Origin of the sequence: Sphingobium sp. SA2 (assembly GCF_032227065.1) — a bacterium.
Taxonomy (GTDB): Bacteria; Pseudomonadota; Alphaproteobacteria; order Sphingomonadales; family Sphingomonadaceae; genus Sphingobium.
In genome coordinates this window covers 447,733-470,806 of the sequence record NZ_JAPMXX010000006.1, presented here as the reverse complement: position 1 = coordinate 470,806, position 23,074 = coordinate 447,733, and the positions used below count along the sequence as shown (strand labels likewise).

Sequence of the window (23,074 nt, the reverse complement as noted above, 5' to 3'; positions counted from 1 at the left end):
CAAAAGGTAGAATGCAATGGCCCTCACCAGTCAGACGCCGCAGAAAATTGTCAATAAACCGCGCCTGCTGTTTCGGCCCGACGCTGTGCTGGGCTGGCGCCTGACGCCCGGCCATGCGGTGCGCGTCGGTTTTCGTGAAGGGATATTGCAGACGATCAATCCCCAAGGTTGGCGGCATGTGCCGGGCCAGGATAGGTCCACGCGCCCTCGCGTGGCATTTTACGGCTGTTCATTTACCTATGGAACCGGCCTTGCAGACGACGAAACCTATACGGCGTTGCTGCAACGCGATCTGCCCGATCTATGTATTTTGAACCGTGGTATCGGCGGCCACGGCACAGTGCAAAACCTGCTACAAATGCGCCGCGATATTGCAGCGGGCGACATTGATGCGGCGGTCTTTGCCATCATCAGCGACCACCGATTTCGCAACATCGCCCATCCGCAGCGGATGCGGCAATATCTCAGCCGCGAATGGTATAAGTTAGGGGTGGAACATGTGCCGGTTGCGCGGCTGGATGCAGCAGGGCAGGTTCAGATCACCTATCCGCAGATTTGGCAGCCCGCCCTTCGGGATGTCAATTTCAGCGCGTTCCTGCCCGATGATTATATGATCAACCAGGCTACACTTGCTGTGCTGGAACTTGTGCAGAACACAGCCCAAGCTGTTGGATTACCCCTGACCTTTGTGCTGCTGGACTCTCTTGATGCCGGATTTAACGCGGCTGTCTGCAACAGGTTGCCGCAGACGCGCGATATTTCAACACCGCATGATCGTGCGCATCGATTTCTGCCGCACGACATCCACCCCAATATGCTGGCGAACAAACTATATGCCGAGCGGCTCACACCGCTTGTTACCGCGCTTTGCAGCGCAGTTCGAACCGGGCAAACCATATGAGCCAGACAGACTATATCCTGGGGATTTCCGCCCATTTCCATGACTCGGCGGCAGCCTTGGTGCAAGGCGACCGCATCATTGCCGCAGCGCAGGAAGAACGCTTTTCCCGCAAAAAAGCCGACTGGCGTTTTCCTGATCAGGCTATCCAATATTGTCTGTCACAATTGCCGGATGGGGCCAGCCTGGACAAGGTGGCTTATTACGAAAATCCGGCGCTCAAGGTGCAGCGCATTCTTGAAACGGCACGGGAAAAGCTGCCGTCGGGCGCGCGACTCTGGCCGCAGATGGTGGAAACGCTAAAAAACCTATCGCAGCTATTGCCGCGTCAGTTGGAAAAGGTGGCGGGCGATACCGACCGCATCATATTCGTACCGCATCACCGTTCCCATGCAGCGTCGGCTTTCTACCCCTCGCCGTTTGAGAATGCTGCCGTTCTGGTGCTGGATGGTGTTGGCGAATACTCCACAACGACACTTTGGTCAGGAGGCCCGACAGGTCTTCACGCCACAGGTGAAATTCAATTCCCTCATTCGCTGGGGCTCTTTTACAGTGCTTTCACGCAATATTGCGGGTTCAAGGTGAACTCGGGCGAATATAAGCTCATGGGCCTGGCGCCGTTTGGCACGCCGGAGTTTCGCGGAAAGATCAGGGACGAACTGATCGACATCGGTGAAGACGGGTCTTTCACGCTCAACATGGATTATTTCAGTTTTGATCGGGATCTTAGCACCATCTCGCCCTTGTTCGAGATGCTGTTCAAGCAGCCACATCGTCATGAGACGGCCGCGATTACGCCCTTTTACATGAATATGGCCGCATCGGCGCAGGCCGTGCTGGAGGAGGTTGTTCTCGCATTAGCCAAGACCGCTCTGAACCGCAGCGACAGCCAAAATCTCTGTCTGGCAGGAGGAGTGGCTCTTAACTGTGTGGCTAACAGCCGCCTACGGCGCGACCTTGATGGGTTTGAGGGGCTTTGGATTCAGCCTGCCGCGAACGACGCTGGCGGGGCACTGGGTGCCGCGCTTGAGGTGGCGCGAACACAGGCCGGCCCAAGACAGAAGCCCGCAGGCGACAACATGGCCGGGGGGTTTCTGGGCCCCGAATATAGCGACGCCGAGATTCAGAGCGCGCTGGACAGCACGGGGCTGATCTATGAAAGCGTACCCGATCCGGCGGACTACGCCGCTCTTGTGGCAGCCGGGCTGGCCGCAGGACAGATCGTGGGGCATTTTCATGGGCGGATGGAATTTGGGCCGCGCGCCTTAGGCAATCGCTCGATCTTGGCTGATCCGCGCGGCAAGGACACACTGAGCCGGGTGAATCGTTCGATCAAGTTCCGCGAAGATTGGCGTCCTTTTGCACCCATCATCCTAGCCGATGAAGCCGCAACCTATTTCGAAGAGCCGACAGACAGCCCTTACATGCTGCTTGTCGCGGATTTGAAAGCCGCGTTTCGCGGGCCAGGTGGCGTGGGCGATGCGCGCGCTCAGGGGCATCATACGCCGATGCAGTTGCAAAATGCCGTCACCAGCCAGTTTGCGGCAGTGACCCATGTGGATTTCAGCGCGCGGCTACAGACGATCGATCCTGCCACAGGGGCGCGAGCGGGTGTGATCCTGAAGGCATTTCACGCCATTACGGGCTGCCCGATGTTGATGAACACTTCGTTCAACGTGCGCGGCGAGCCGATCATATGCACGCCAAAAGATGCCATCGACTGCTTTCTCAACACGCATCTGGATATGTTGGCGATCGGCGGATATCTGGTCCGCAAAGCCGCGCAACCCGCTTGGGTGCGTCAGAAAATCGGGAGAACGCGTTTTGCCGCCGATTGAACATGCCGAATTTCTGGAACGCTTCATGCCACTGCTCGACGCCGCAGGCGCAGGTGGCACGGCCCAAGCGAAGGGCCTAGCGCCGCCGATGGCGGCGCTCGACATGCCGGCACAAAGCTTCGCAGATGTCTACGGCGGAGAGGGAAATTTGCTCGTCACAATGGCAGCGCAGGCACGCGATTGCGATGATCCCGGCATGGCCAGTTTGCTGACGGAGCTTGATTGGGCGCTGCGGGACGGCACGCTGGACATCAAAGCCTCGCCCGAATCGGCACCCAGGCTGACACAATATGTCTATCCTGTCGTCTGATGATGCGGCCGCAATCGAGTGCTGCAGGTTGCGCTACCGCCTCAGCTAGTCCGACAATTTCCCGATCGCCCATGTCGCTGCTTCCGCCACCACCGGATCATCGTCGCCCACCAACGCCTCCAGCCGCCCCCGCAATCGCACATCGCCGCTATTGCCCGCCGCAATGGCGGCATTGCGGACCAGGCGGTTGCGGCCGATGCGTTTGATGGGGGAGCCGGAGAAGAGTTCGCGGAAGTCGGCATCGTCAAGCGCGAGCAGGTCGGCGAGTTCAGGGGCGGCGAGTTCGGCGCGGCCGAGGAAGGCGCGGTTGGCGGCGGCGGCGTCGGCGAATTTGTTCCAGGGGCAGACCGCCAGGCAATCGTCGCAGCCATAAATGCGGTTGCCCATCCCGGCGCGCAGGTCGTGCGGGATCGGCCCTTTATGTTCGATCGTGAGATAGGAGATGCAGCGGCGCGCATCGACGACATAGGGCGAGGGGAAGGCGTCGGTGGGGCAGGCGGTCAGGCAGGCGGTGCAACTGCCGCAATGGTCGCTTTCCGCGCCGTCGGGGACGAGAGTCAGCTCAGTATAGATAGCGCCCAAGAACAGCCAGCTGCCATGGTCGCGGCTGACGAGATTGCTATGCTTGCCCTGCCAGCCGAGCCCCGCGCCCTGCGCCAGCGGCTTTTCCATCACCGGCGCTGTATCCACGAAGACCTTGAGCGCGCCGGGCTGTTGATCGACCAGCCAGCGGGCCAGCGCTTTCAGCGCCTTCTTGACGACGTCGTGATAATCCTTGCCCTGCGCATAGACCGAGATGCGCGCGCGGTCGGGCACATCGGCGAGCGCCAGCGGATCGCGCCCCGGCGCATAGCTCATGCCCAGCATGATGACGCTGCGCACGTCCGGCCAAAGTCCCTGGGGCGATCCGCGCTGGTCGGCGCGCTCCTCCATCCACAGCATGTCGCCATGATGGCCGGCGTCGAGCCATTGGCGCAGCCGCTCGGCACTTTGCGGGGCGGCATCGGCGGGCGCGATGCGGCAAATGGCAAAGCCCAGTTGCGCGGCCTGTACCTTTAGCCGTTCTTCCAAGGTTTCGGTTTGCACGGCCACGGGTCCAGACTATCACAAGGGCATGAACGGCGACACTCCGGGCCTTGCTCCCGCTCCAGCCTATGCCCTGGAAGGCCATGGCCTTGTCAAGACTTTCGGCAGCTTCCGCGCGGTCGACGGGGTCGACATCGCCGTGCCTGCGGGCACCATCTATGGCGTGCTTGGCCCCAATGGCGCGGGCAAGACGACGCTGTTGCGCACCTTGCTCGGCATTATCGATCCTGATGAGGGACATCGCAGTTTGCTGGGCGCGGAGCAGCCGCTGCGCATGGCGCGGCAGGTCGGCTATCTGCCGGAGGAACGCGGGCTTTATCCCTCGATGAAGGCCTATGAAGCGATCGCCTTCATGGGGGCGCTGCGCGGACTGCCGTTGCGGCAGGGGCGGGTGCGGGCGCGCGAAATGTTGGAGGGCCATGGCATGGGCGCGGCGATCAACAAGCCGATCCGGCAATTGTCCAAGGGGATGGCGCAGACGGTGCAATTGTTCGGCACCATCATTCATGAGCCGCGGCTGATCGTGCTGGACGAGCCCTTTTCGGGGCTGGACGCGATCAACCAGGAGAAGTTGGAGCGGCTGATCCGCGAACAGGCGCAGCGGGGCGTCACCGTGCTGTTTTCCACCCATGTCATCGCCCATGCCGAACGCTTGTGCGAGCGGGTCGCGATCGTCGCGGGCGGGCGCATCCGGTTCGAGGGTACGGTTGACGATGCGCGCGCGCAGTTGCGGTCGCAGGTGCGGTTGCGCACGCGGGCGAGCGAGGGCGCGTGGCGGGCGGCGTTGCCCGGCGATGCGACCCAGGAAGAAGGGGCGTGGCATTTCGCATTGCCCGATGGCGGGATCGAGCCGTTGCTCCGCGCGCTGCTGGATGGCGATGCGGGGATTGAGAGCCTGTCGATCGAGCGGCCGGGCCTGCATGATGCGTTCGTCGCGATTGCCGGCGCGGCGGCGGCGCAGCAGATGCGCGATGATGCCGAGCGGGAGGCGGTAGCATGAGGGAGATGTGGCGCGCCGCCCTGGTGATCGCGCGGCGGGATTTCACTGCCGTCGTGCTGTCTCGCACCTTCATCCTGTTCCTGCTGGGACCGTTGCTGCCGATCCTGATCGGGATGGTCTTTGCGGGCTTTACCGACAAGATTTCGAGTACCGACCTGCGCCCGGTAGTCGGCATTGCCATGCCTGCGGGCGAGGCGGCGCGGCTGGAGCGGGCGCATGGGCGGCTGACCGAGCGGATGGGGGATCAGGCGCTGGTGCGGATGCGGCGGGTGCCGATGACGCCTGCGCCGCGCGTGCAACTGGCGCGGGCGGATTCGGCGGTGGTGGCGATCCTGTCGGGCACGGTCGCGCGGCCGGTGTTGACCGGCAAGGCGGAGGATCTGGACCGGCTGCAGGGTGACCTCAGCCTGATCGCCAGTGCGGCGCAGGCGGAAAATACGCTGCGCATGGTGCAGGTGCAGCGCGAGGAAGTCGCCACCAGCAACGGCGCGCAGGCGCAGGGACGGTTGCAGATCGGCCGGGTGGCGCAGATCGTGATGTTTTTCCTGACCATCCTGCTGGCGGGGATGATCCTGTCCAATCTGGTCGAGGAAAAGACCAACAAGATCATCGAGATATTGGCAGCGGCCGTGCCGATCGACGCGATTTTCCTGGGCAAGCTGATGGCGATGCTGGCGATGAGCTTTGTCGGTATCGCCTTCTGGGGCGGGACGGCCTTTGCGATCTTCCTGGCGCTGGGCGGCAATGGCGCGGCGGTGCCGGTGCCAGCGGTCGGCTGGCCGGTGTTCCTGGCTCTGGCGGTCATCTATTTTGCGATGGCCTATACGTTGCTCGGCTCGCTATTCTTAGGCATCGGCGCGCAGGCGGCGACGGTGCGCGAGGTGCAGACGCTCAACATGCCCGTCACCATGGGGCAGATGATGATCTTCTTCTTCGCCAGCTACGCCATCGACCATATGGGCAAGGCACCGGAGATTGCCGCGGCGATCTTCCCGTTCAGCTCGCCCTTCACCATGATCGCGCGCGCGGCGCAGGATGATGCGCTGTGGCCGCATCTGCTGGCGATCGTCTGGCAGGCGCTGTTCGTGGGGCTGATCATCCGCGTCGGCGTGCTGCTGTTCCGCCGTCATGTGATGCAGTCGGGCGGGCGCTGGTGGAAACAGTTGTTCAGACCTTCGACAGGCTAGGGCGGATAGGATCGTGCGATGAACAGACGACATCTTCTTGCCGGCATGGCGACCGGCGCGGTGGCCTTGGGTTTCTGGCGATTGGGTCTGGGCGAAGCCGAAGCGGCCTATCCCTTTGCCCTGACCGATGCGCAATGGCGCCAGCGCTTGTCGCCGCTTGCCTATAATGTGCTGCGCAAACAGGCGACGGAGCATCCCTTCACCAGTCCGCTGGATAAGGAAAAGCGCGCGGGCATTTTCGCCTGTGCGGGGTGCGACCAAAAATTGTTCAGCTCGAAAACCAAGTTTGACAGCCGCACCGGCTGGCCGAGCTTCTACGCGCCCCTGCCCAAGGCGGTCGGTACCAGTCGCGACTTTGATCTCGGCTATCCACGCACCGAGGTTCATTGCGCGCGCTGCGGCGGGCATCTGGGCCATGTGTTCGATGATGGGCCAAGGCCGACCGGCAAACGCTATTGCATGAACGGCGTGGCGATGCGCTTCATTCCGGCCTGATACGGTAGAGGCGCAGCGGTTCCTTGGTGGGGAGCTGTTCGAGCCAGGCGGGCGGGGTTCCCCGCGCTAACAGGGCGGCGAGGCCAGCGGGATTCGTTTTGGCGTAGAGCCGCAGTTCGTTGAGGCCGTCGCAGGTGACGAGATAGGTTGCGTGCGTCCTTGTGATGATGGCGCGAGCTTTGTCCGGCGAATCTACGAAAGCCTGGATAACGGTGGTAATTCCAGCGGTATTACGATGATGACCCGTGCCAATAATGGCATGGGAAGTACGTATGAGAATGGGAGGACCGATATCCAGCGGCGCAAACAGGGTTGTGCTGGGCAGCGTCCTAAGTGGTGCCAAAATTTGGCTAGCGCCGCAATTTATGCCAGCCTCTTCATTCGGGTCGGCAGGCGCAGTGATAATTACCCATATAATCGACATTGCTACCGGGGTCAGCAGCGCCAGCGCGGCTGATCCTGCTACACGTATAAATGCGTGGCTTGAAGCCCGGAGTCGCCGAAAGAGGTCCGTCAGTAGCCAGGCGATGCCCGGCAAGGCGAAGAGATGGGCAACCGACAATGCCCGCATTACCAAGATGGCAACGCCCGTCGCGCCCAGTAATAGCGATGCGATCATCAGCCAGAGCATCCGCGCCTCGCCCTGCGTTGCGCGTGCCGCAGATAGTGATGCCGCCAAACCAAGCAGGGCTGGCATTAGGATCAAGCCGCGAATAGTCAGAAGCTGCTCCCAGATTGGGCGTCCTTCCATGACCCGAAGATACCAAAGCTTATGGGCCAGTGGCCCGATCGTCGCGAACGGATCGCCCGCCAGACAAGAGCCGCCCGTCAGCGCAAAGGTCGCCAGCGCCGCACCGCCGCCGATCAGGGCGATAGCGAGGCGGCTATTTGCGGTGGATGCATCGATCAGCCGGGTAGCCGCAAGTGTGGCGATCGCGAGCGCGACCAGCGGCCAGACATAGACATAGGATAGCGCGTCGCAATGGCTGGCCATAGCGGCATTCGGCCCGCGCAACAGCACCAGCAAAGGGAGGACGACGCCGCCCAGGGTGAGCGCGAAAGCGATGAAGCGTGGCGCTTGATCGCGGGCGATCCAGTGGCGCAGCGCGAAGGGCGCGCCAAACAGCGCGACATAGGGCAGGCTTTCGCTCGAAATCTGAAGCCAGAGCGCCAGCGCCAAAGCCGCGACGATGCCGCCGCGCGCCGGCCTGTCGTCGGTCGCGCCGCACAAAGCGATCGCGGCCAGCAAAATCTGCCAGCCATGATGGTCGATCCGCAAAGGGGTGAATTGCACCAATATGCTGGGTGTCGTCAGCAACAGGGCGACGCTCAGCAAGGCAACGATAGGCCCGGCGATCCGGCGCGCGGCGATAAATGCGGCGGCCGTCAGGCCGCCTAGCAACAGCAGTGGCACGATCGCACAGGCCAGCATTTCGGCGCAAGCGGCACCAAGCAACGGCTTGAACAACAGAATCAGCGCGATGATCGGCATGTCGACGATGCGCGACCAGTGCATCGGGCCACCGAGCGGCGGGTTCACCCGATGCTGGGATACGTCCCAAAAGGTCTGTCCGCCGACCCAGTCACGAATCTGCGCCAACCGCATAGCATCGTCAGCATCGCGGAAGGCCAGCGTCGGGATATCGGCGCGGAACAACCATAGCATCACCGCGCTACACAGCATCCAGCCCAGCAGCGCGAAGAGCGCCGCTCGGTTACGATCAGGCGCGGGCGAAGATAGCATAAGTGCGGATCGCATAGACGGTGAGGAAACTCACCGGGATGGAAACGAGCTTGGCAAGCGCCGGGGCGAGGCCGAGCGCGCTGAGGCCACCGACGAGGAGCAGGGTCAGGCCCATGCCGAGCAGGGCGCTCGCGACGAAGCCCGCGCGCTGCGCATGGGTTGGTCCCGTGCCGGTATCGAAGACGAAGCGGATGCTGATCCTCCAATGGACCAGTAGCCCCCCGGCATAGCCGCCAAAGGCCGCGAGCAAAGGCGGCGCGCCTAATTGGTCGAGCGCCAGGAACAGCGCCATATCGCTCGCCAGCGCGCAGATACTGGCGAGCAGATAGCGGGCAAAGGTCGCGCGCGCGACCAGCATGGCAACGCCGCGCAGCCGGTCGATCATGGGATCAGGCAGCCTTCAGCCGCGATGGCACGGCGCGGGTGCTGGCGAGCGCCGCCTGCGTATCGGCATCCATCCCATCAATCTGGCCCTCATCGCCTGCCTCATGATATTCGGCGTCTTCATTGACCGACCAGACGTCATGGACGCGCGCGCCCGCAACGATGTTGCGGACGGTCAGCATCGCCGTCATCATCGCATGATCCTGATTATTATAGCGGTGCATGCCGTTGCGGCCGACCATGTGCAGCGTGGGACAGCGCGCTTCGAGTTCGCTGCGCATCGCCAGCACATTGGCGGCATAGGCATCGTCATAGACGGGATAGGCCTTTTCCTGCCGCACCACCGCGCCGCCCACGACATCGTCGGGGTTGCAGAGGCCCAGAAGCGCCATTTCCCGCGTCGCCAGTGCAATCAGATCGGTATCGGTCGACGACCAGAGGCCGTCGCCTTCGAAACAGAAATATTCAAGGCCAACGCAGGCCAGCGTCGGGTCGGGCACCATTTCAGGCGACCAGCTGCGGAAATTCTGGATGCGGCCGACCTGCACCTTGCTGTCGTGGATGTAGATCCAGTTGTCGGGGAAGATATCCTCCCCCTTCACCATCAGCGCGACGGTCAGGAAGTCGCGATATTTAAGGTCCATCGCTTCCGGCAGCGTCGCAGGCAGCGGGTGGACGCGGGCGGCCAGTTCGCGCATCGGCGCGGAGGAAATGACATGGGCGGCATTGATCACGACATCGCCCTGCGGCCCTTCGGCCACCAGTCGCCAGCCGTCGCTGCCCGGTTCCTGTTCCAGCCGCTTGAAGCTGTGCGCCATCAGCACCTGATTGCCGCCTTCGACCACGCGGTCGCGTGCGGCTTCCCACATCATGCCGGGGCCAAGGCGCGGATAGCGGAAGGTTTCGAGCAGCGTCTTGGTCGCCATGCCGTCATTGGGCTTCTTGTTGAAGCCAAGCGAGCGCTTGAGGCCATCCACCACCGCGCCCCACAGCGACAGACCCTTGATCCGCTGCGCCGCCCAGTCGGCCGACATTTCGTCGCACGGCATACCCCACACTTTTTCAGTGTAGGTCTTGAAGAAGATCGAGAAGAGCTTGTGGCCAAAGGCGTTGACGGTCCAATCCTGAAAGGAGCGGACGTTGCGGTTGGGGAAGAGCCGCGCCTTGGCGAAGCTCGCCATGCACAGGGTCGAACGCCAGACGCCCAGATTCCACAGCGCTTCGAACGCGCGCAGCGGATAGCTGTAGAATTTGCCCTCATAATAGATGCGGCTCATCCGGGGACGCTGGATGAAATCGTCGGGCAATATCTCGTTCCACAGGTCGACCACCTGCTGCGATTTGGAGAAGAAGCGATGCCCGCCAATGTCGAAGCGGAAGCCGTCCAGTTCGACCGTACGGCTGATGCCACCGACATAGACGGGGTCTTTTTCGATCACCGTCACGCTATAGCCCTGCTTGGTCAGCAGATAGGCAGCGGTCAATCCGGCCGGGCCAGCGCCGATGATGGCGACGTCCACATGTTGGTCGGTACGCAGCATGGCAGGCTATTCCCCCGATGGTCTTTCGTCGCTTCGGGAGTGAAGGAAATCTTCTAAGGACTGGTTAATGGCGTGTAAGCAAAGCGCCCATGCGCTGCTGCCCATGACAAAGGGCCGCCCCGCTGATGCGGAACGGCCCCCTGCAGTCCCCTTCGTGGGGGAGGGCGACAAGCGGCAATCAGATCTGGCGCTGGGCCATATTGCTGAGGTCGCTGCGCGCACCGTCCATGGCCTGGCCAAAGCAGGTGCGATAATCGTCGGTCACAGGCAGGATCGAGCCGTTGACGAAGCCGCACACCTGCTTGGCCGCGCGGGTCACGCGCGAATCGGCGCGACGCATGTCACGGCTCTTGGCCAGGTTGAGGTCCGCCACGGATACGGCGATCGAGCGGGTTTCGGTGCCCGCATGGCCGTCGACGATCACATCCATGTCATTGCTGCCGGCGCTCGCCATAGTGGGCAGCGCAAGGGCCATAGTGGCGGCGAATGCCACCAGCATCTTCTTGTTCATCCTATTCTCCTGTCGAACATTTTGTTTTTTTCAGCCCCACATCTGCGTGGAAATAGGGTCACGCTGTAAATAAGCCTCGCCGGTGCCTTTGAAAAGGGGCCAGTTGACAAAAAGTGGCGGAAAACCGTTATTTTGCGGGTGCGAAGGGAATGTCTTCGCACCCGTGTCATAGCTTTGTGAACAGGCTTGGCCTGTTCCTGCCGCACCGACCTTTTTGACGATTAATGCCGGAAGTGGCGCATGCCGGTGAAGACCATGGCGAGGCCTGCTTCATCGGCGGCGGCGATGACCTCGTCGTCGCGGATCGATCCGCCCGGCTGGATCACCGCGGTCGCCCCGGCTTCTACCGCGGCCAGCAGGCCATCAGCGAAGGGGAAGAAGGCGTCGGACGCGACCGCCGAGCCGATCGTGCGGGGCTCGCTCCAGCCCGCCTTTTCGGCCGCGTCCTTCGCCTTCCACGCGGCGATGCGCGCGGATTCGAGACGGTTCATCTGGCCCGCGCCGACGCCAGCAGTGCTGCCGCCCTTGGCATAGACGATGGCGTTGGACTTCACATGCTTGGCGACGGTCCAGGCGAACAGGCAATCGGCCAGTTCCTGTTCCGTGGGTTCGCGCTTGGTTACGACCTTGAGCGCGTCGCGCGCCACCTGGCCATTGTCGCGGCTCTGCACCAGCAGGCCGCCCGCTATGCTCTTGATTTGCAAGCTGGTCCGCGCCGGATCGGGCAGGTCGCCGGTCAGCAGCAGGCGCAGATTCTTTTTCTTGGCGAAGATCGCGCGCGCGGCATCATCGGCATCGGGTGCGGCGACGACTTCGGTGAAAATGCCGCTGATCGCTTCGGCGGTGGGACCATCGAGCGGGCGGTTGACGGCGATGATGCCGCCAAAGGCCGACACGCTGTCGCAGGCGAGCGCCGCTTCATAGGCTTCGATCAGGGTCGCGCCGGTGGCGACGCCGCACGGGTTGGCATGCTTGACGATCACCACAGTCGGCGGGCCGTCGCGAAATTCGCTGACCAGCTCCAGCGCGGCGTCGGCGTCGTTATAATTATTATAGGACAGTTCCTTGCCCTGGATCTGGGTCGCCTGGGCAATGCCGTTCGCCGACGGGCTGGTGGGCAGATAGAGGGCGGCGGACTGGTGCGGGTTTTCACCATAGCGCAGCGTGGTGCCAAGGGTGCTGGCGACCGCGAGCGTTTCGGGGAAGGTGACGCCCTGGTCGGCGAAGGCGAACCAGCTGGCGATCACCGAGTCATAGGCAGCGGTTGCAGCATAGGCTTTGGCGGCCAACATCCGGCGGAAATCATAGCTGGTCGCCCCGCCCTTCGTGTCCATTTCGGCGATCAGGCGGGCATAATCGGCAGGATCAGTGACGATCGCGACGCTTTCATGATTCTTCGCGGCGGAGCGGACCATCGAGGGGCCGCCAATGTCGATATTCTCGATAATCTCGTCGCGTTCTGCGCCCTTGGCTACGGTCGCGGCGAAGGGGTAGAGGTTGACGACGACCAGGTCGATTGCGCCGATGGCATGTTCGTCCATCGACGCGACATGCGCTGTGTTGTTGCGCACGGCGAGTAGGCCGCCATGCACCTTGGGGTGCAGCGTCTTGACGCGGCCGTCCATCATTTCAGGAAAGCCGGTCAGGTCGGAAATATCCATGACGGTCAGGCCCGCGTCGCGCAGCGCCTTGGCCGTGCCGCCGGTCGAGACCAGTTCGACGCCATGCTTGCCCAGCGCCTGTCCCAGTTCGATGAGCCCCGCTTTGTCCGACACGGACAGGAGGGCGCGCTTGATGGGATAGTCGGTCATGGCGGGGCTTTCTAGGTTGCGGGTCGGACGGAAGCGTTCGCGCAAGGCCTTTAGGCGTGCGGCCCACAAAAATACAGGGTTTAGTCGGCGGTGAGGGCGCGCAGCCGATCGCCGATCATCGCCAGGTCCGCGACGAAGCGCGCTTGCTCTTCCGCCCGCCGGTCTTCGTCGGGCAGGCGCAGCAAATAGCTGGGATGGACCGTCACCCAACCTTCCGCGCCGTCTTCCAGCGGGATGGCGGCACCGCGCGTCCCGCTGATCGTCACGGACTTGCCCAGCATTGCGCGCGCGGCGGTCGCGCCCAGCGCGACGATGATGCGCGGACGCAGGATCGCGCGCTCCTGGTCCAGCCACCAGCGGCAGGCCTGCACTTCGCCCGCCACCGGGGTCTGGTGGATGCGGCGCTTGCCGCGCTGTTCATATTTGAAATGTTTGACCGCATTGGTGACATAGGTCTGGGCGCGATCGACGCCCGCCTGCGCCAGCGCCGCGTCGAACAATTGCCCGGCCGGGCCGACAAAGGGGCGCCCCGCCAGATCCTCCTGATCGCCCGGCTGTTCGCCGATGAACATCAGTGGCGCGGCCAGCGGGCCTTCGCCGAACACCGTCTGGGTCGCTTGCTGATGCAGCGGGCAGCGGGTGCAGGCCATGGCCTCGGCGCGCAAGGCATCCCAGGCGGTCGCGGCATTGCTTGCGCGCTTGGGCGGGGTCGGAGCGGTGGCGATCATCGCGGCCTCGCGCTGCTGAGCCCCGGCGATCAGGTCGGGGATGAGCGATGCTTCGGGCAGGTTCTTCCAATATTTTTTGGGCATTTCCGACAGCATCGCCCCGGTCTTGAGCCGGGCCGGGTTGAAGATGGCGGCATAATAGCCCTTCCACAACGCTTCGACCGGGTCGCCCTGCGGCGCGTCGGCGCGGCTGGCGCCGGGGCCTTCGCGTAGGGTCGTGCCGTCCCAATGGATACTGATGTCGGGCGTTAGGATCGACCAGTGCATGGTGGCGAAGCGGCGCATGAAGAAACCGGCATTGGCGCGCACGATATGATGGTCCGGCTCGAACCAGGCGACGAAGCGGGGGCCGTCGGCATCCGCCATCTCGTGGAAGCGGACGAAGGCGCGCATCTTGTGAATGTCGCGCCGCACCGATTTGGCGAGCGCCTGCACCCGCCCCAGCATGGGGTCGGCGCTGTCCTCCATCGTGCCGGGCCGCGCGCGCACGCGGCACAGCAGGGCGTAGAGAAAGGCGAAGCGGCTGGGGTCGCTGTGCAGGATTGCGCTCTCGGCCAGCGTTACGAAACTGCGCGGGACGGAGAAAGCGCTGCTTTTGGTGTCGGGCGGGAGCGGGGCGTCGCCGAACAGGTCGCCCGGCGCAGCGCCCACTTGCCAGACCACATCGGCCGGATCGACGCCCGCCATCGCCAGCCGCCGCGCCGCCGACCGCCAACCGTCCATATCATCGGGCGCGGTCAGGGCGACGCGGTGCATGGTGTCTCGCTTAATCCTCTGCCTGGGCGCGTTCCAGTTCGGCGGGCTTGCGCTTGGCGAACAGGGCGCCAAGCTTCTTCTCTTCGTCCGCCGTCAGATCCTTGGCGGCGGTCGGGAACATCTCTTCCTCTTCCTCCTCGATATGATGGAGGTAGCGCTTCTTCATCTCGGCAAATTTCTTGCGCCAGGCTTCACCGTTGAATTTCAGTCCGTCCAGTTCTTCGAGATAATCGTCGATTTCCTTATGTTCGGACACGCTATGCTGCGCATCTTCGCGCAGGTCCGGGCGCGACAACATGGTGGCGTAGAGGGTTTCCTCCTCGGCGGCGGCGTGGGCGGTGACTTCGACGGCGAATTGCGCGAACAATTTTTCGAGCTGGTCGTCGCTTTCCGCCTTGGCCATCTTCTCGAAAAGCTGGCGATGCGCGTCATGATCCTGTTTCAGGCGATCGAAAATAGTGATGTCGGCCATGCTGGTTCCTCCCTGGTTCGAAGGATCACAACGACGCGAACGACAATTGGCTCCCGCCGATCCGCTTTCAGCCGAACGCCTTCAACCGAACAGGGCGCGGAAGATGATGGCGACGGGAATCCACAGTGCCGCGCCGATCAGGCTGGCGGCCCAGAGTTGCACCACGTCGCGGCGGAAGCGGAGCGCCAGGCCGCTGCGCGACAGGCTGCTGTGGTCCAGCATCTGCCAGCGCCGCTCCAGTCCGCGCGCGGCGATGGCATAGCCGCCGATCGCGACGATGACGCCCAGGTGCAGCACCAGCGATCCGCCCATCTTCGCGACGATGAAAATCTGCAACAGGCAGAATACCACCAGCGCTGCCGCCAGATGGCTGCTGATCCGCTTCGCAAAGCCGCCGCTGCGGCCCATTGCCTGATTGTCGAACATCGTCGCCAAGACCCGACCCCCTAAATAACGGAAAGCCGAAGAATTCCACGATCGCGACTCGGAAGCAACCGGAAAAGTCGTGGTTAGGCAAAGAGTTCGAGCTGGCTGGCGGGTGGCGTCATGCGCGCGCGCAGATCGGCCCGGTCGATCAGCGCCACCGGGCGCCAATCCGCCGCCACCAGAAAGGGCCGCAGCTTCTTGATCGAGGTGGTCATCCGCGCAACATCGTCGAGCCGCAACCGACGATGGCGGCGGCTGGCGAGGATACGATCGACCGCCTTGACGCCCAGGCCCGGCACCCGCAGCAGCGCCTCGCGCGGGGCACGATTGACGTCGACCGGAAAGATGGCGCGATGGTTGAGCGCCCAGGCGAGCTTGGGATCGATGTCGAGCGGCAGGTGACCGGTTGCCGCATCGGTCGCCGCCGCCACTTCGCTCGCGTCATAGCCATAGAAGCGCATCATCCAGTCGGACTGGTAGAGCCGATGTTCGCGCATCAGCGGCGGGCGCTTGAGCGGCAGCACGGCGCTGGGCGAGGGGATGGGCGAAAAGGCGCTATAATAAACCCGGCGCAACCGGTGGCGGTCATAGAGGCTGCTCGCCCGCGTGATGATCGCCCGGTCGTCGGCCGCGTCCGCGCCGACGATCATCTGGGTGGACTGGCCCGCAGGCGCAAAGCGCGGCGCGTGGCGATATTTGCGCCGCGCGTCGCCGCTATCCTCCATCTCGGTCCGCATCTGGCCCATCGCCCCTTCGATCCGGGTGCCGTCTTTCTCCGGCGCCAACCGCTTGAGGCCGCTTTCGGTCGGCAGTTCGACATTGATCGACAGCCGGTCGGCATGCAGCCCCGCCTGCCGCATCAGGCCGGGGTCGGCATCGGGGATGGTCTTCAAATGGATATAGCCGCGAAAATCATGATCCTCGCGCAGCGACCGGGCCACCTCGACCATCTGTTCCATCGTATAGTCGGACGATCGGATGATGCCGGAGGAGAGGAACAGCCCCTCGATATAATTGCGGCGGTAGAAGCTGAGCGTCAGGTCCACCACTTCCTTGGCGGTGAAGCGCGCGCGGCGCACGTCGCTCGACTTGCGGTTGATGCAATAATGACAGTCGAAGATGCAGCTGTTGGTCAGCAAGATCTTGAGCAGCGAGATGCAGCGGCCATCGGGCGCATAAGCATGGCAAATGCCCATGCCCTCGGTCGAGCCGATGCCCTTGCCGCCGCGCGAATCCCGCTTCGACGTGCCCGACGACGCGCAGGAGGCGTCATATTTGGCGGCATCGGCCAGGATTTCGAGCTTCTGACGAGTGGACATCTGAACCATAGCGTTCGTGCTATGTTCTTTCTAGCAACAAGTCCAGCGTTTCAAATGCTTATGCCCTTTAGACCAGACCGAGCTTCGCCAGTTCGTGCAGCATGGCAGGGGGCATGGCGTCGCGGGCATCGACTTCGCCATCGGCCAAGTCCGGTGGCGCGTCCTTGTCCTCCAAATAGCGCCAGCCCTGATGCGCGCGCTTGGGCGCGGCGCGCACCGGGATGAGGCGCGGTTCGAGCCGGACCCAGTGGCGGCCTTGCCCCGTTTCCTCGAAGCCCAGGATCGGGCTGCGGCCGACGATCATATGCGCGTGAATCCAGTAAAGCGATCCGCCCGCCATTTCCTCGACCCGCTTGGGCAGATAGCGGGTGGTGATCCGCGCTTCGCCGGGCTGGCTTTCCAGCCAGGCGCGCAGGGTGGCGGGGCTTTCGCTGCGAAAAGCGATCTTGGTGATGTGCAGCGGCATGGGCGCGATTTGGGTACAGACCAGCGCGGCTTCAACGCAGGAAAAGCGTGGCGAGCCCAAGGAAGGTGAAAAAGCCCAGCGAATCCGTCATCATCGTCACGAACACGGCGGAGGACACAGCAGGATCGACATTATTGCGTTCCAGCGTGACTGGCACCAGCACCCCGGCCAGCCCCGCGACCATATTGTTGGTGAGGATCGCCGCGCCAAAGACGAGCGACAGGTCGAGCCGCCCATAGATGACATAAGACCCGATCGCGATCAGCGTACCCAGCGTCGCGCCATTGGTGGCGGCGATGCGGAATTCGCGACCGATCATGCGCGCGGTGTTGGAACTGGTCAGCTGATTGGTGGCGAGCGCACGCACGACCACGGCCAGTGTCTGCGTCCCCGCATTGCCGCCCATGCCCGACACGATGCCCATCAACGCAGCGAGCATCGCGAACCGCTCGATCGTCCCATCGAACAGGCCGACGACCGACGCGGCGAGCATCGCCGTGCCCAGATTGACGACCAACCAGATCAGGCGCGCGCGCACCGTCATCAGGATCGGTTCGTTGATGTCGCCTTCGCCCGCGCCTGACAGGCGCAATATGTCCTCGCCCGCTTCCTCGGCAATGATGTGGACGACGTCGTCGACCGTCACCATGCCGACCAGCCGCCCGCTCGAATCGACGACGGCGGCGGAGATCAGCGCATATTTCTGGAAGCGCAGCGCCACTTCCTCCTGGTCCATATCGACCGGGATCAGCGTTTGCTCACGCTTCATCAGGTCGGCCATCGCGACCGAACGGGGGCAGGTGAGGATCCAGCTCAACTGGCAATAGCCGACCGGCCGGTGCATCGCATCGACGACGTATATTTCCCAGAAATCGGCGGTCAGGTCGCCATGATCGCGCAAATAGTCGATCACCTGGCCGACCGTCATATGTTCGGGCACCGCGACCAGGTCGCGCTGCATCAGGCGCCCGGCGGACTCCTCCGGGTAGGACAGCGCGCTTTCGATCGCGGCGCGATCTTCGGGGTCGAGGGCATCGAGGACGGCCTGCTGGTCGGCATCGTCCATATCCTCGATCATCGCGACGGCATCGTCGGTGTCGAGTTCGGCCGCGAATCCCGCCACCTGTTCCGGCGCCAGGTCGCCGATCAGGTCGTCGCGAACATAGTCGTTGAGTTCGGACAGCACTTCCGCGCCGACCAGATCGCCAAGCGCCGCCGCCACCGCGCCACGCCGGTCGGCGGGCGTGAGTTCGAGCAGATCGGCAATGTCGGCAGGGTGCAGCGGCGAAACAAGATCGCGCGCCCGCTCGGCATCGCCATCCTCCACCGCGTCCAGCACGGCGTTCACATATTCGGGTCTCAGCCGGTCATCCTCGTCATGACGGGATTCGGCCTGATCGATCGCGCTCGCGTCGATCAGCTCTTCATCGGGCCGGGCATTGGCCTTGTCGCCGCGATCGCTCATGGCGCGCGCTACTGTCCGGTTCCTGTAACATGGGGGTGCTTTCGCCTATGCTCGGCCTAATTGCAATGGGGCGGCGGCAATGAACGGCTCAACCACAACAATCTTCCATCCCCTTTGATAGCCTCTATATGGGGGCCACTACCCCTTCCCCGGCAAGAGAGGATCATCATGGCCGAAGAAACACTTACCCTCGCCCTCGACAGTGGCGGCGACGTCGTCATCAAGCTGCGCCCTGACCTGGCCCCCGGCCATGTCGAGCGCATCACCACGCTCGCCAAGGACGGCTTTTACGACGGCGTCGTGTTCCACCGCGTCATCGCCGGCTTCATGGCGCAGGGCGGCGATCCGACCGGCACCGGCATGGGCGGATCCAAACTGCCCGACATCAAGGCTGAGTTCAGCCGTCAGCCGCACGTCCGCGGCGTTTGCTCGATGGCACGCTCGTCCAACCCGAACAGCGCCAACAGCCAGTTCTTCATCTGCTTCGACGATGCGACCTTCCTCGACGGCCAATATACCGTCTGGGGCGAAGTGACGTCGGGCATGGAACATGTCGACGCGCTGCCCAAGGGCGAGCCGCCGCGCACGCCGGGCAAGATCGTCAAGGCGACCGTCGCCTGAACGGCTGAGCAAAAGGCCCACCTCCAAACGATGGAGGCGGGCCTTTTCTTTTGGGCGATTGGACGGTCTACAAACCCACTGTCGCTTGCGGCTTGATACCGTTATGAAAGCGGAATGGATTTCAACACAGCTGCCGCATCTATCTGGCAACAGATCGTTACCGTCTATAACGCGCCCGTTCCTTTTTTGGCCGTTGTTGTCTTGATGTGGTTCGTCATGCGTTGGGCTATAGGCGGTCAGTATGCGACGCGCTTGTCCAATGCGGAGAGCACCGAAAAGCTGCTTGAACGACAATTACAAGAATACAAAGATAAGACTGGGAGCGACACGCCCGACGCTGTGAAAGCACGTATAGATGCGCTTGAACAGCGGATCAGCGAGATGGTGCCGAGGCTCGCAGCCATGGGGCCGCGCAAGATCTCCGCCGAGCAAAGGCAGGTGATGGTGCCATTGCTCGATCCCTTCAAAGGTCAGTCAATCGACATAACCTCGGATGCTGCCTCTACGGATGCTGCACAAATGTCCAAAGGGCTAGTTGCTGCTTTTAATAGCGCTGGATGGATTACTCAGACACCGATGGTAATGGGTCTCGGAAATCCGCCCACAACCGGCGTAGGGGTCAAGGTTGGAGATCCAAACAGTCTAACGCCAGCCCAAAAGGCTGTAGTGAACGCACTTCGCGCTGCGAATATCTCGTTCGACTTTCAGACTGGCCCTTTGCACTCGCGGCGTCCGCAAATGCTGGGGCACCCCGAAAGTGCCCCGCCCGTAGCCGAGGTCATTTTGACGACCCGCCTTGAAGACTAGGCGTTGGTCCTTACAAACTGCCGTAGAAGTACTGTTGATGACCGTCCGCTTCGGGAAGTCGAACCGCCTGCCTTGCGGCGGCGTTCGCCCTTCTCGAAGCGGATGGGGGTTATTTCTTGCTCTTGCCCGCCATGCCATCGGTCATGGAGATGGCTTCCATCGCATTGCTGGCGTCGGCCGCCTGGATGGGCGGCGCATAGGCACCGATCCTTTCGATATGCCAGCGCCGCTGTTCGGCGGTCGATCCGGGCACGTCGTTGACGCGGTGCAAGGTCACCTGGCGCAAGGCGTAGAAGGGTTTGCCGTTCGCGGCGATCCGGCCATAAAGCTGGACCGGCACGATGACATAGAGCGACCCGGCCGCGCCTTCCGGCTCGGATGGCGCGCCGACATTGGCGTGAATTTCACTGAAACCCCGGAAGCGCGCCGCGAAATGCGCGTCATCCTGCGTCCCGATCTGGCCGCGCGGATTCCACAGCGCCTGCGCATCTTCGAACCGCTTTTCCTCCAGCAGGCCATAATAGCCCTGCACGACCTGCGCCGCGCCCTGCGCGCTGTCGGGATCGATCGATCCCTCGGCCAGCGGGGCCGGGTCGATCGGCAGGCCGCCCGGCGTGCCCGGCGCTGGCGGATCGAGCGGTTCCATCACCGCCATCGCCTCGGCCCGGAAGCTGTTTTCCACCTGGGCCACATTCGCGCCATTGGCGAGATTGTCGATCGCGCTTTCCTCCCGCCCGTCGCAGGCGGCGACGAGCAGGAGGGGTGTCAGTAAGAGTGCCTTCATCTGTCCCCGCATCAGTCTGGGCGTGTCCGCATGGCTGGGCCACGGCTGTTGGTGCGCGCCGGTCGATCGGCACGGATGCTGGGGCCGGGGCGATTGCCAACGCTGCGCTGCGGACGGGGCTGGCTCGCCTGCGGGCGATCCGGCCGGGCCTGCGGTGTCGGGCGCACGGCATTATTGCCCTGCCAGCGGCCCCGGCCACGGTCACCCTCTACGCCGGGCTGCGGCCGCGGACGGGTATAGCGACCGTCGCCTGGCCGACCATCATTGCCGCGTCCGCGCCATTCGCCCCGTCCATCGCCGCGTCCGTCATTATCGCGCCCGCGCCAATCGGGTCGCCGGTCGGGTCGTCCATCGCGATCCCGGCCACGCCAGCGATTGTCGCCACGCTCGGCACGGCGGCCTTCCCAATAGCGGCGCTGCCCATCGTTCCAGCGGTGACGGCGTCCGCCCCGGTCGTAGACATAATAGCCGTTACCGGGATAATAATAATTATTGTACCAGCCGCCAAAGGCGCCGGGCTGATAATAGCCTGCGGGACCATAATAGCCGTCCCCATAATAGCCACCACCGCCATAATAGCCCGTGCCGACGTTCACGCCGCCATAGCCATAGCCGTCATCATAGGCGCAGCCCCCCAATGCCAGCGCGCCAATCAGGCCCATCGTAGCCAGTAACCGATGTCGGATGCCCGTCATCGCCTTTCTCCTCATCTTTATCTGTCACTGACGTAACGCGGGCCGGTTGAATTGGTTGTGAATGAAAATGGGGTGCGCCGTCCAGCGTTTATCTGCCGTTCAGATAAGGGTGTTTCGTTCATCTGAGCGACAGAAACCGTGTTTTTTCCGTCACATAAATGTCATTCGTCCGGTTTTTATCGTTCGTTCAGGAAACCTTCGGGCGGGTCTGGTCATTTTGTGTCGTGTCTGGTGCAGCAGCTTGGAGCGCTCGCGCCGACCCGGCGGGTCCACACCGCTGCTTATCCTCAACAATAGAAAAAGGGTTACCCCCATGAAGACACTGCTTTTCACAGCGGCTGCCGCTGCGTCCTTCATTCCCGCCGTCGCGATGGCGCAGGACGATGGCAGTTCTACCCGTCGCCTCGAACCCTATGTCGGCGTGATGGGCGGCGTGCATAATTTCGACAGCGAAACCGGCAAGGAAGGCATTCCGCCCGTGGGCTATAAGGGCCGCATGGTCGAAGGCGTCGCTGGCGTGAACTATAATGTCGCAGGGCCGATCGTTCTCGGCGTTGAAGGCGGCGCGTCCAAGGGCGTGTCGGGCGACATCGACTGGGAATATAATGCCGCGGGCCGTGTCGGTGTAAAGGCCGGCAAGGATAGCCTGATCTTCGGCAAGGTCGGTTACAAGTGGGTCAATTTCGACGCGCTCGGCCCCGATAGCCAGGATTTCCATGGCACCACCTATGGCGCTGGCGTCGAACTCTCGCCTGCCGACATGGGCAGCTCGGCCATGAGCAGCAACATCCGTTTCCGGGTGCAGGCTGACACGATGGGCAATTTCCGCTCGATCCGCCCGATGGCGGGTGTCGTCGCCAAGTTCTGATCTGATTCCGAGCTAAAGGTTCGGGCGGGCCATAACGGCTCGCCCCCACCAGCCAATCCTTGCCGCGGCAAGGACTGGGGGTTCGGGGCGGCGCATTGGACTGCCGCCGTCCCGAATTCTCCCCTCAATATACGCCGATCATTTTGGCCCCCGCCACGATCAGGACCAGCGCCAGGGCGCGCACGATCATGGTCGATGGCAGGCGAATGCCCAATGTCGTGCCCACGAGCGCACCCGCCAGTGCGGCTCCGGCAAAAAGCGGCAGCGTCTCTGGCAGCTGTTGCAGTGAGGCCAGATTGCCGAGCAGCCCGGAAATCGAATTGACGAGAATGAATACCGCCGCGATTCCCGATGCGGCGCGCGGTGTTGCCCAGCCCAGGAACAGCAGCAGTGGCGACAGGAAAATGCCGCCGCCCGTGCCCGTCAGACCCGACAATAGGCCGATGCCCGCCCCCGCCGCGATCGCCGCGATCATGGGCGGATCTTTGACATCTTCCGCCGTGCCGAGCGGCTTTGGCCACAGCAAGCGCGCAGCCGACAGCCATAAGACCACGCCCACCAGCGGACGATAGAAATGCGTGGGCAGGATGATGCCCCCGCCGATGAACGCCATGGGGATGGCCCCGATGAGAAAGGGCCAGAGCGTGCGCCAGCGGAACAGCCCGGCATGAACGAAGCGGGCGGAGGTGAAGGTCGCCACGATGACGTTGAGAACCAGCGCCGTGGGACGCATCACCTGCGCAGGCAGGCCGAACAACGCCATCAACGCGATATAGGCCGACGCCCCGGCATGACCGACGCTGGAATAGAGCGCCGCGCCAAAGAAGATGCAGGCGGCAAGGGCATAGGTGGCGTCAATCAT

Annotated in this window: 24 protein-coding genes; 9 read left to right on the top strand and 15 right to left on the bottom strand. The window is 63.1% G+C overall.

The genetic code is table 11. The features are described 5' to 3' along the window. Window positions 1-16 precede the first annotated feature (16 nt). The 3 genes from OVY48_RS09765 to OVY48_RS09755 are packed head-to-tail and all read left to right on the top strand — an operon-like array spanning window position 17 to window position 3,046. The gene (locus OVY48_RS09765; RefSeq protein WP_313922710.1) at window positions 17-901 is read left to right on the top strand and encodes a hypothetical protein; all 885 of its coding nucleotides are present in this window, start codon (window positions 17-19) and stop codon (window positions 899-901) included. Further along, window positions 898-2,736, top strand: coding sequence for a carbamoyltransferase (locus tag OVY48_RS09760; protein WP_313922709.1), 1,839 nt, complete (start codon window positions 898-900; stop codon window positions 2,734-2,736). Before OVY48_RS09765 ends, OVY48_RS09760 begins: the two co-directional genes overlap by 4 nt. Further along, a complete protein-coding gene (locus OVY48_RS09755) occupies window positions 2,723-3,046 on the top strand; it encodes a hypothetical protein (protein ID WP_313922708.1) in 324 nt (107 codons plus the stop codon). The genes OVY48_RS09760 and OVY48_RS09755 overlap by 14 nt, the downstream gene beginning before the upstream one ends. 45 nt (window positions 3,047-3,091) lie before the next feature. On the opposite strand, the gene queG is transcribed toward OVY48_RS09755, so the two are convergent. After that, window positions 3,092-4,117 (bottom strand): tRNA epoxyqueuosine(34) reductase QueG, encoded by a 1,026-nt coding sequence (queG, locus tag OVY48_RS09750; RefSeq protein ID WP_313924737.1) that lies wholly within the window; start codon window positions 4,115-4,117, stop codon window positions 3,092-3,094. Window positions 4,118-4,160: 43 nt separating this feature from the next. On the opposite strand from queG, the gene OVY48_RS09745 reads away from it, so the two are divergent. The 3 genes from OVY48_RS09745 to msrB are packed head-to-tail and all read left to right on the top strand — an operon-like array spanning window position 4,161 to window position 6,814. Beyond that, window positions 4,161-5,132 carry an ABC transporter ATP-binding protein gene (locus OVY48_RS09745; protein ID WP_313922707.1) on the top strand — a complete coding sequence of 324 codons (972 nt, stop codon included), beginning with the start codon at window positions 4,161-4,163 and terminating at the stop codon, window positions 5,130-5,132. After that, window positions 5,129-6,319 carry an ABC transporter permease gene (locus tag OVY48_RS09740; RefSeq protein WP_313922706.1) on the top strand — a complete coding sequence of 397 codons (1,191 nt, stop codon included), beginning with the start codon at window positions 5,129-5,131 and terminating at the stop codon, window positions 6,317-6,319. Before OVY48_RS09745 ends, OVY48_RS09740 begins: the two co-directional genes overlap by 4 nt. A gap of 18 nt (window positions 6,320-6,337) precedes the next feature. Next, window positions 6,338-6,814: a peptide-methionine (R)-S-oxide reductase MsrB gene (gene msrB / locus OVY48_RS09735; protein WP_313922704.1), complete on the top strand. Its 477-nt coding sequence runs from the start codon at window positions 6,338-6,340 to the stop codon at window positions 6,812-6,814. On the opposite strand, the gene OVY48_RS09730 is transcribed toward msrB, so the two are convergent. From OVY48_RS09730 to mgtE, 11 genes are all read right to left on the bottom strand, one after another. Further along, window positions 6,801-8,558 (bottom strand): hypothetical protein, encoded by a 1,758-nt coding sequence (locus OVY48_RS09730; protein ID WP_313922703.1) that lies wholly within the window; start codon window positions 8,556-8,558, stop codon window positions 6,801-6,803. The two genes, msrB and OVY48_RS09730, sit on opposite strands and share 14 nt — an antisense overlap. After that, a complete protein-coding gene (locus tag OVY48_RS09725; protein ID WP_037473745.1) occupies window positions 8,536-8,943 on the bottom strand; it encodes a GtrA family protein in 408 nt (135 codons plus the stop codon). Before OVY48_RS09725 ends, OVY48_RS09730 begins: the two co-directional genes overlap by 23 nt. A 4-nt stretch (window positions 8,944-8,947) precedes the next feature. Continuing rightward, a complete protein-coding gene (locus tag OVY48_RS09720) occupies window positions 8,948-10,483 on the bottom strand; it encodes an NAD(P)/FAD-dependent oxidoreductase (RefSeq protein ID WP_313922702.1) in 1,536 nt (511 codons plus the stop codon). 178 nt (window positions 10,484-10,661) lie between these two features. Next, a complete protein-coding gene (locus tag OVY48_RS09715) occupies window positions 10,662-10,994 on the bottom strand; it encodes a UrcA family protein (RefSeq protein WP_037473749.1) in 333 nt (110 codons plus the stop codon). 221 nt (window positions 10,995-11,215) lie between these two features. After that, window positions 11,216-12,805, bottom strand: a complete 1,590-nt coding sequence (gene purH / locus OVY48_RS09710; protein WP_313922701.1) for a bifunctional phosphoribosylaminoimidazolecarboxamide formyltransferase/IMP cyclohydrolase — start codon at window positions 12,803-12,805, stop codon at window positions 11,216-11,218. An 80-nt stretch (window positions 12,806-12,885) separates the two neighbouring features. Continuing rightward, window positions 12,886-14,289 carry a UdgX family uracil-DNA binding protein gene (locus OVY48_RS09705; RefSeq protein WP_313922700.1) on the bottom strand — a complete coding sequence of 468 codons (1,404 nt, stop codon included), beginning with the start codon at window positions 14,287-14,289 and terminating at the stop codon, window positions 12,886-12,888. 10 nt (window positions 14,290-14,299) lie between these two features. Next, window positions 14,300-14,761, bottom strand: a complete 462-nt coding sequence (locus tag OVY48_RS09700; RefSeq protein WP_069065826.1) for a hemerythrin domain-containing protein — start codon at window positions 14,759-14,761, stop codon at window positions 14,300-14,302. Window positions 14,762-14,842: 81 nt separating this feature from the next. Continuing rightward, window positions 14,843-15,187 carry a hypothetical protein gene (locus tag OVY48_RS09695; protein ID WP_409593663.1) on the bottom strand — a complete coding sequence of 115 codons (345 nt, stop codon included), beginning with the start codon at window positions 15,185-15,187 and terminating at the stop codon, window positions 14,843-14,845. Between the two features lie 83 nt (window positions 15,188-15,270). After that, complete coding sequence (locus OVY48_RS09690) at window positions 15,271-16,515, bottom strand: putative DNA modification/repair radical SAM protein (protein ID WP_313922698.1); 1,245 nt, start codon at window positions 16,513-16,515, stop codon at window positions 15,271-15,273. Between the two features lie 58 nt (window positions 16,516-16,573). Further along, a complete protein-coding gene (locus OVY48_RS09685) occupies window positions 16,574-16,972 on the bottom strand; it encodes a DUF1489 domain-containing protein (RefSeq protein ID WP_313922697.1) in 399 nt (132 codons plus the stop codon). Between the two features lie 31 nt (window positions 16,973-17,003). Then, the gene (gene mgtE, locus OVY48_RS09680; RefSeq protein WP_313922696.1) at window positions 17,004-18,437 is read right to left on the bottom strand and encodes a magnesium transporter; all 1,434 of its coding nucleotides are present in this window, start codon (window positions 18,435-18,437) and stop codon (window positions 17,004-17,006) included. A 168-nt stretch (window positions 18,438-18,605) separates the two neighbouring features. Here mgtE and OVY48_RS09675 point away from each other — a divergent pair, with 168 nt between their 5' ends. Together OVY48_RS09675 and OVY48_RS09670 are read left to right on the top strand one after the other, a co-directional pair. Further along, entirely contained in the window at window positions 18,606-19,058 is a 453-nt protein-coding gene (locus OVY48_RS09675) for a peptidylprolyl isomerase (protein WP_037480090.1), read from the top strand. A 114-nt stretch (window positions 19,059-19,172) separates the two neighbouring features. Then, a complete protein-coding gene (locus OVY48_RS09670) occupies window positions 19,173-19,865 on the top strand; it encodes a hypothetical protein (protein WP_313922694.1) in 693 nt (230 codons plus the stop codon). A gap of 109 nt (window positions 19,866-19,974) precedes the next feature. On the opposite strand, the gene OVY48_RS09665 is transcribed toward OVY48_RS09670, so the two are convergent. Next, a complete protein-coding gene (locus OVY48_RS09665) occupies window positions 19,975-20,661 on the bottom strand; it encodes a hypothetical protein (protein WP_096061329.1) in 687 nt (228 codons plus the stop codon). After that, on the bottom strand, window positions 20,661-21,344 hold the full coding sequence (locus OVY48_RS09660; RefSeq protein WP_313922692.1) for a peptidase: 684 nt from the start codon (window positions 21,342-21,344) through the stop codon (window positions 20,661-20,663). Before OVY48_RS09660 ends, OVY48_RS09665 begins: the two co-directional genes overlap by 1 nt. A gap of 313 nt (window positions 21,345-21,657) precedes the next feature. Here OVY48_RS09660 and OVY48_RS09655 point away from each other — a divergent pair, with 313 nt between their 5' ends. Next, window positions 21,658-22,212, top strand: a complete 555-nt coding sequence (locus OVY48_RS09655) for an outer membrane protein (RefSeq protein WP_037480083.1) — start codon at window positions 21,658-21,660, stop codon at window positions 22,210-22,212. A 124-nt stretch (window positions 22,213-22,336) separates the two neighbouring features. On the opposite strand, the gene OVY48_RS09650 is transcribed toward OVY48_RS09655, so the two are convergent. Continuing rightward, window positions 22,337-23,074, bottom strand: a complete 738-nt coding sequence (locus OVY48_RS09650; RefSeq protein ID WP_313922690.1) for a sulfite exporter TauE/SafE family protein — start codon at window positions 23,072-23,074, stop codon at window positions 22,337-22,339.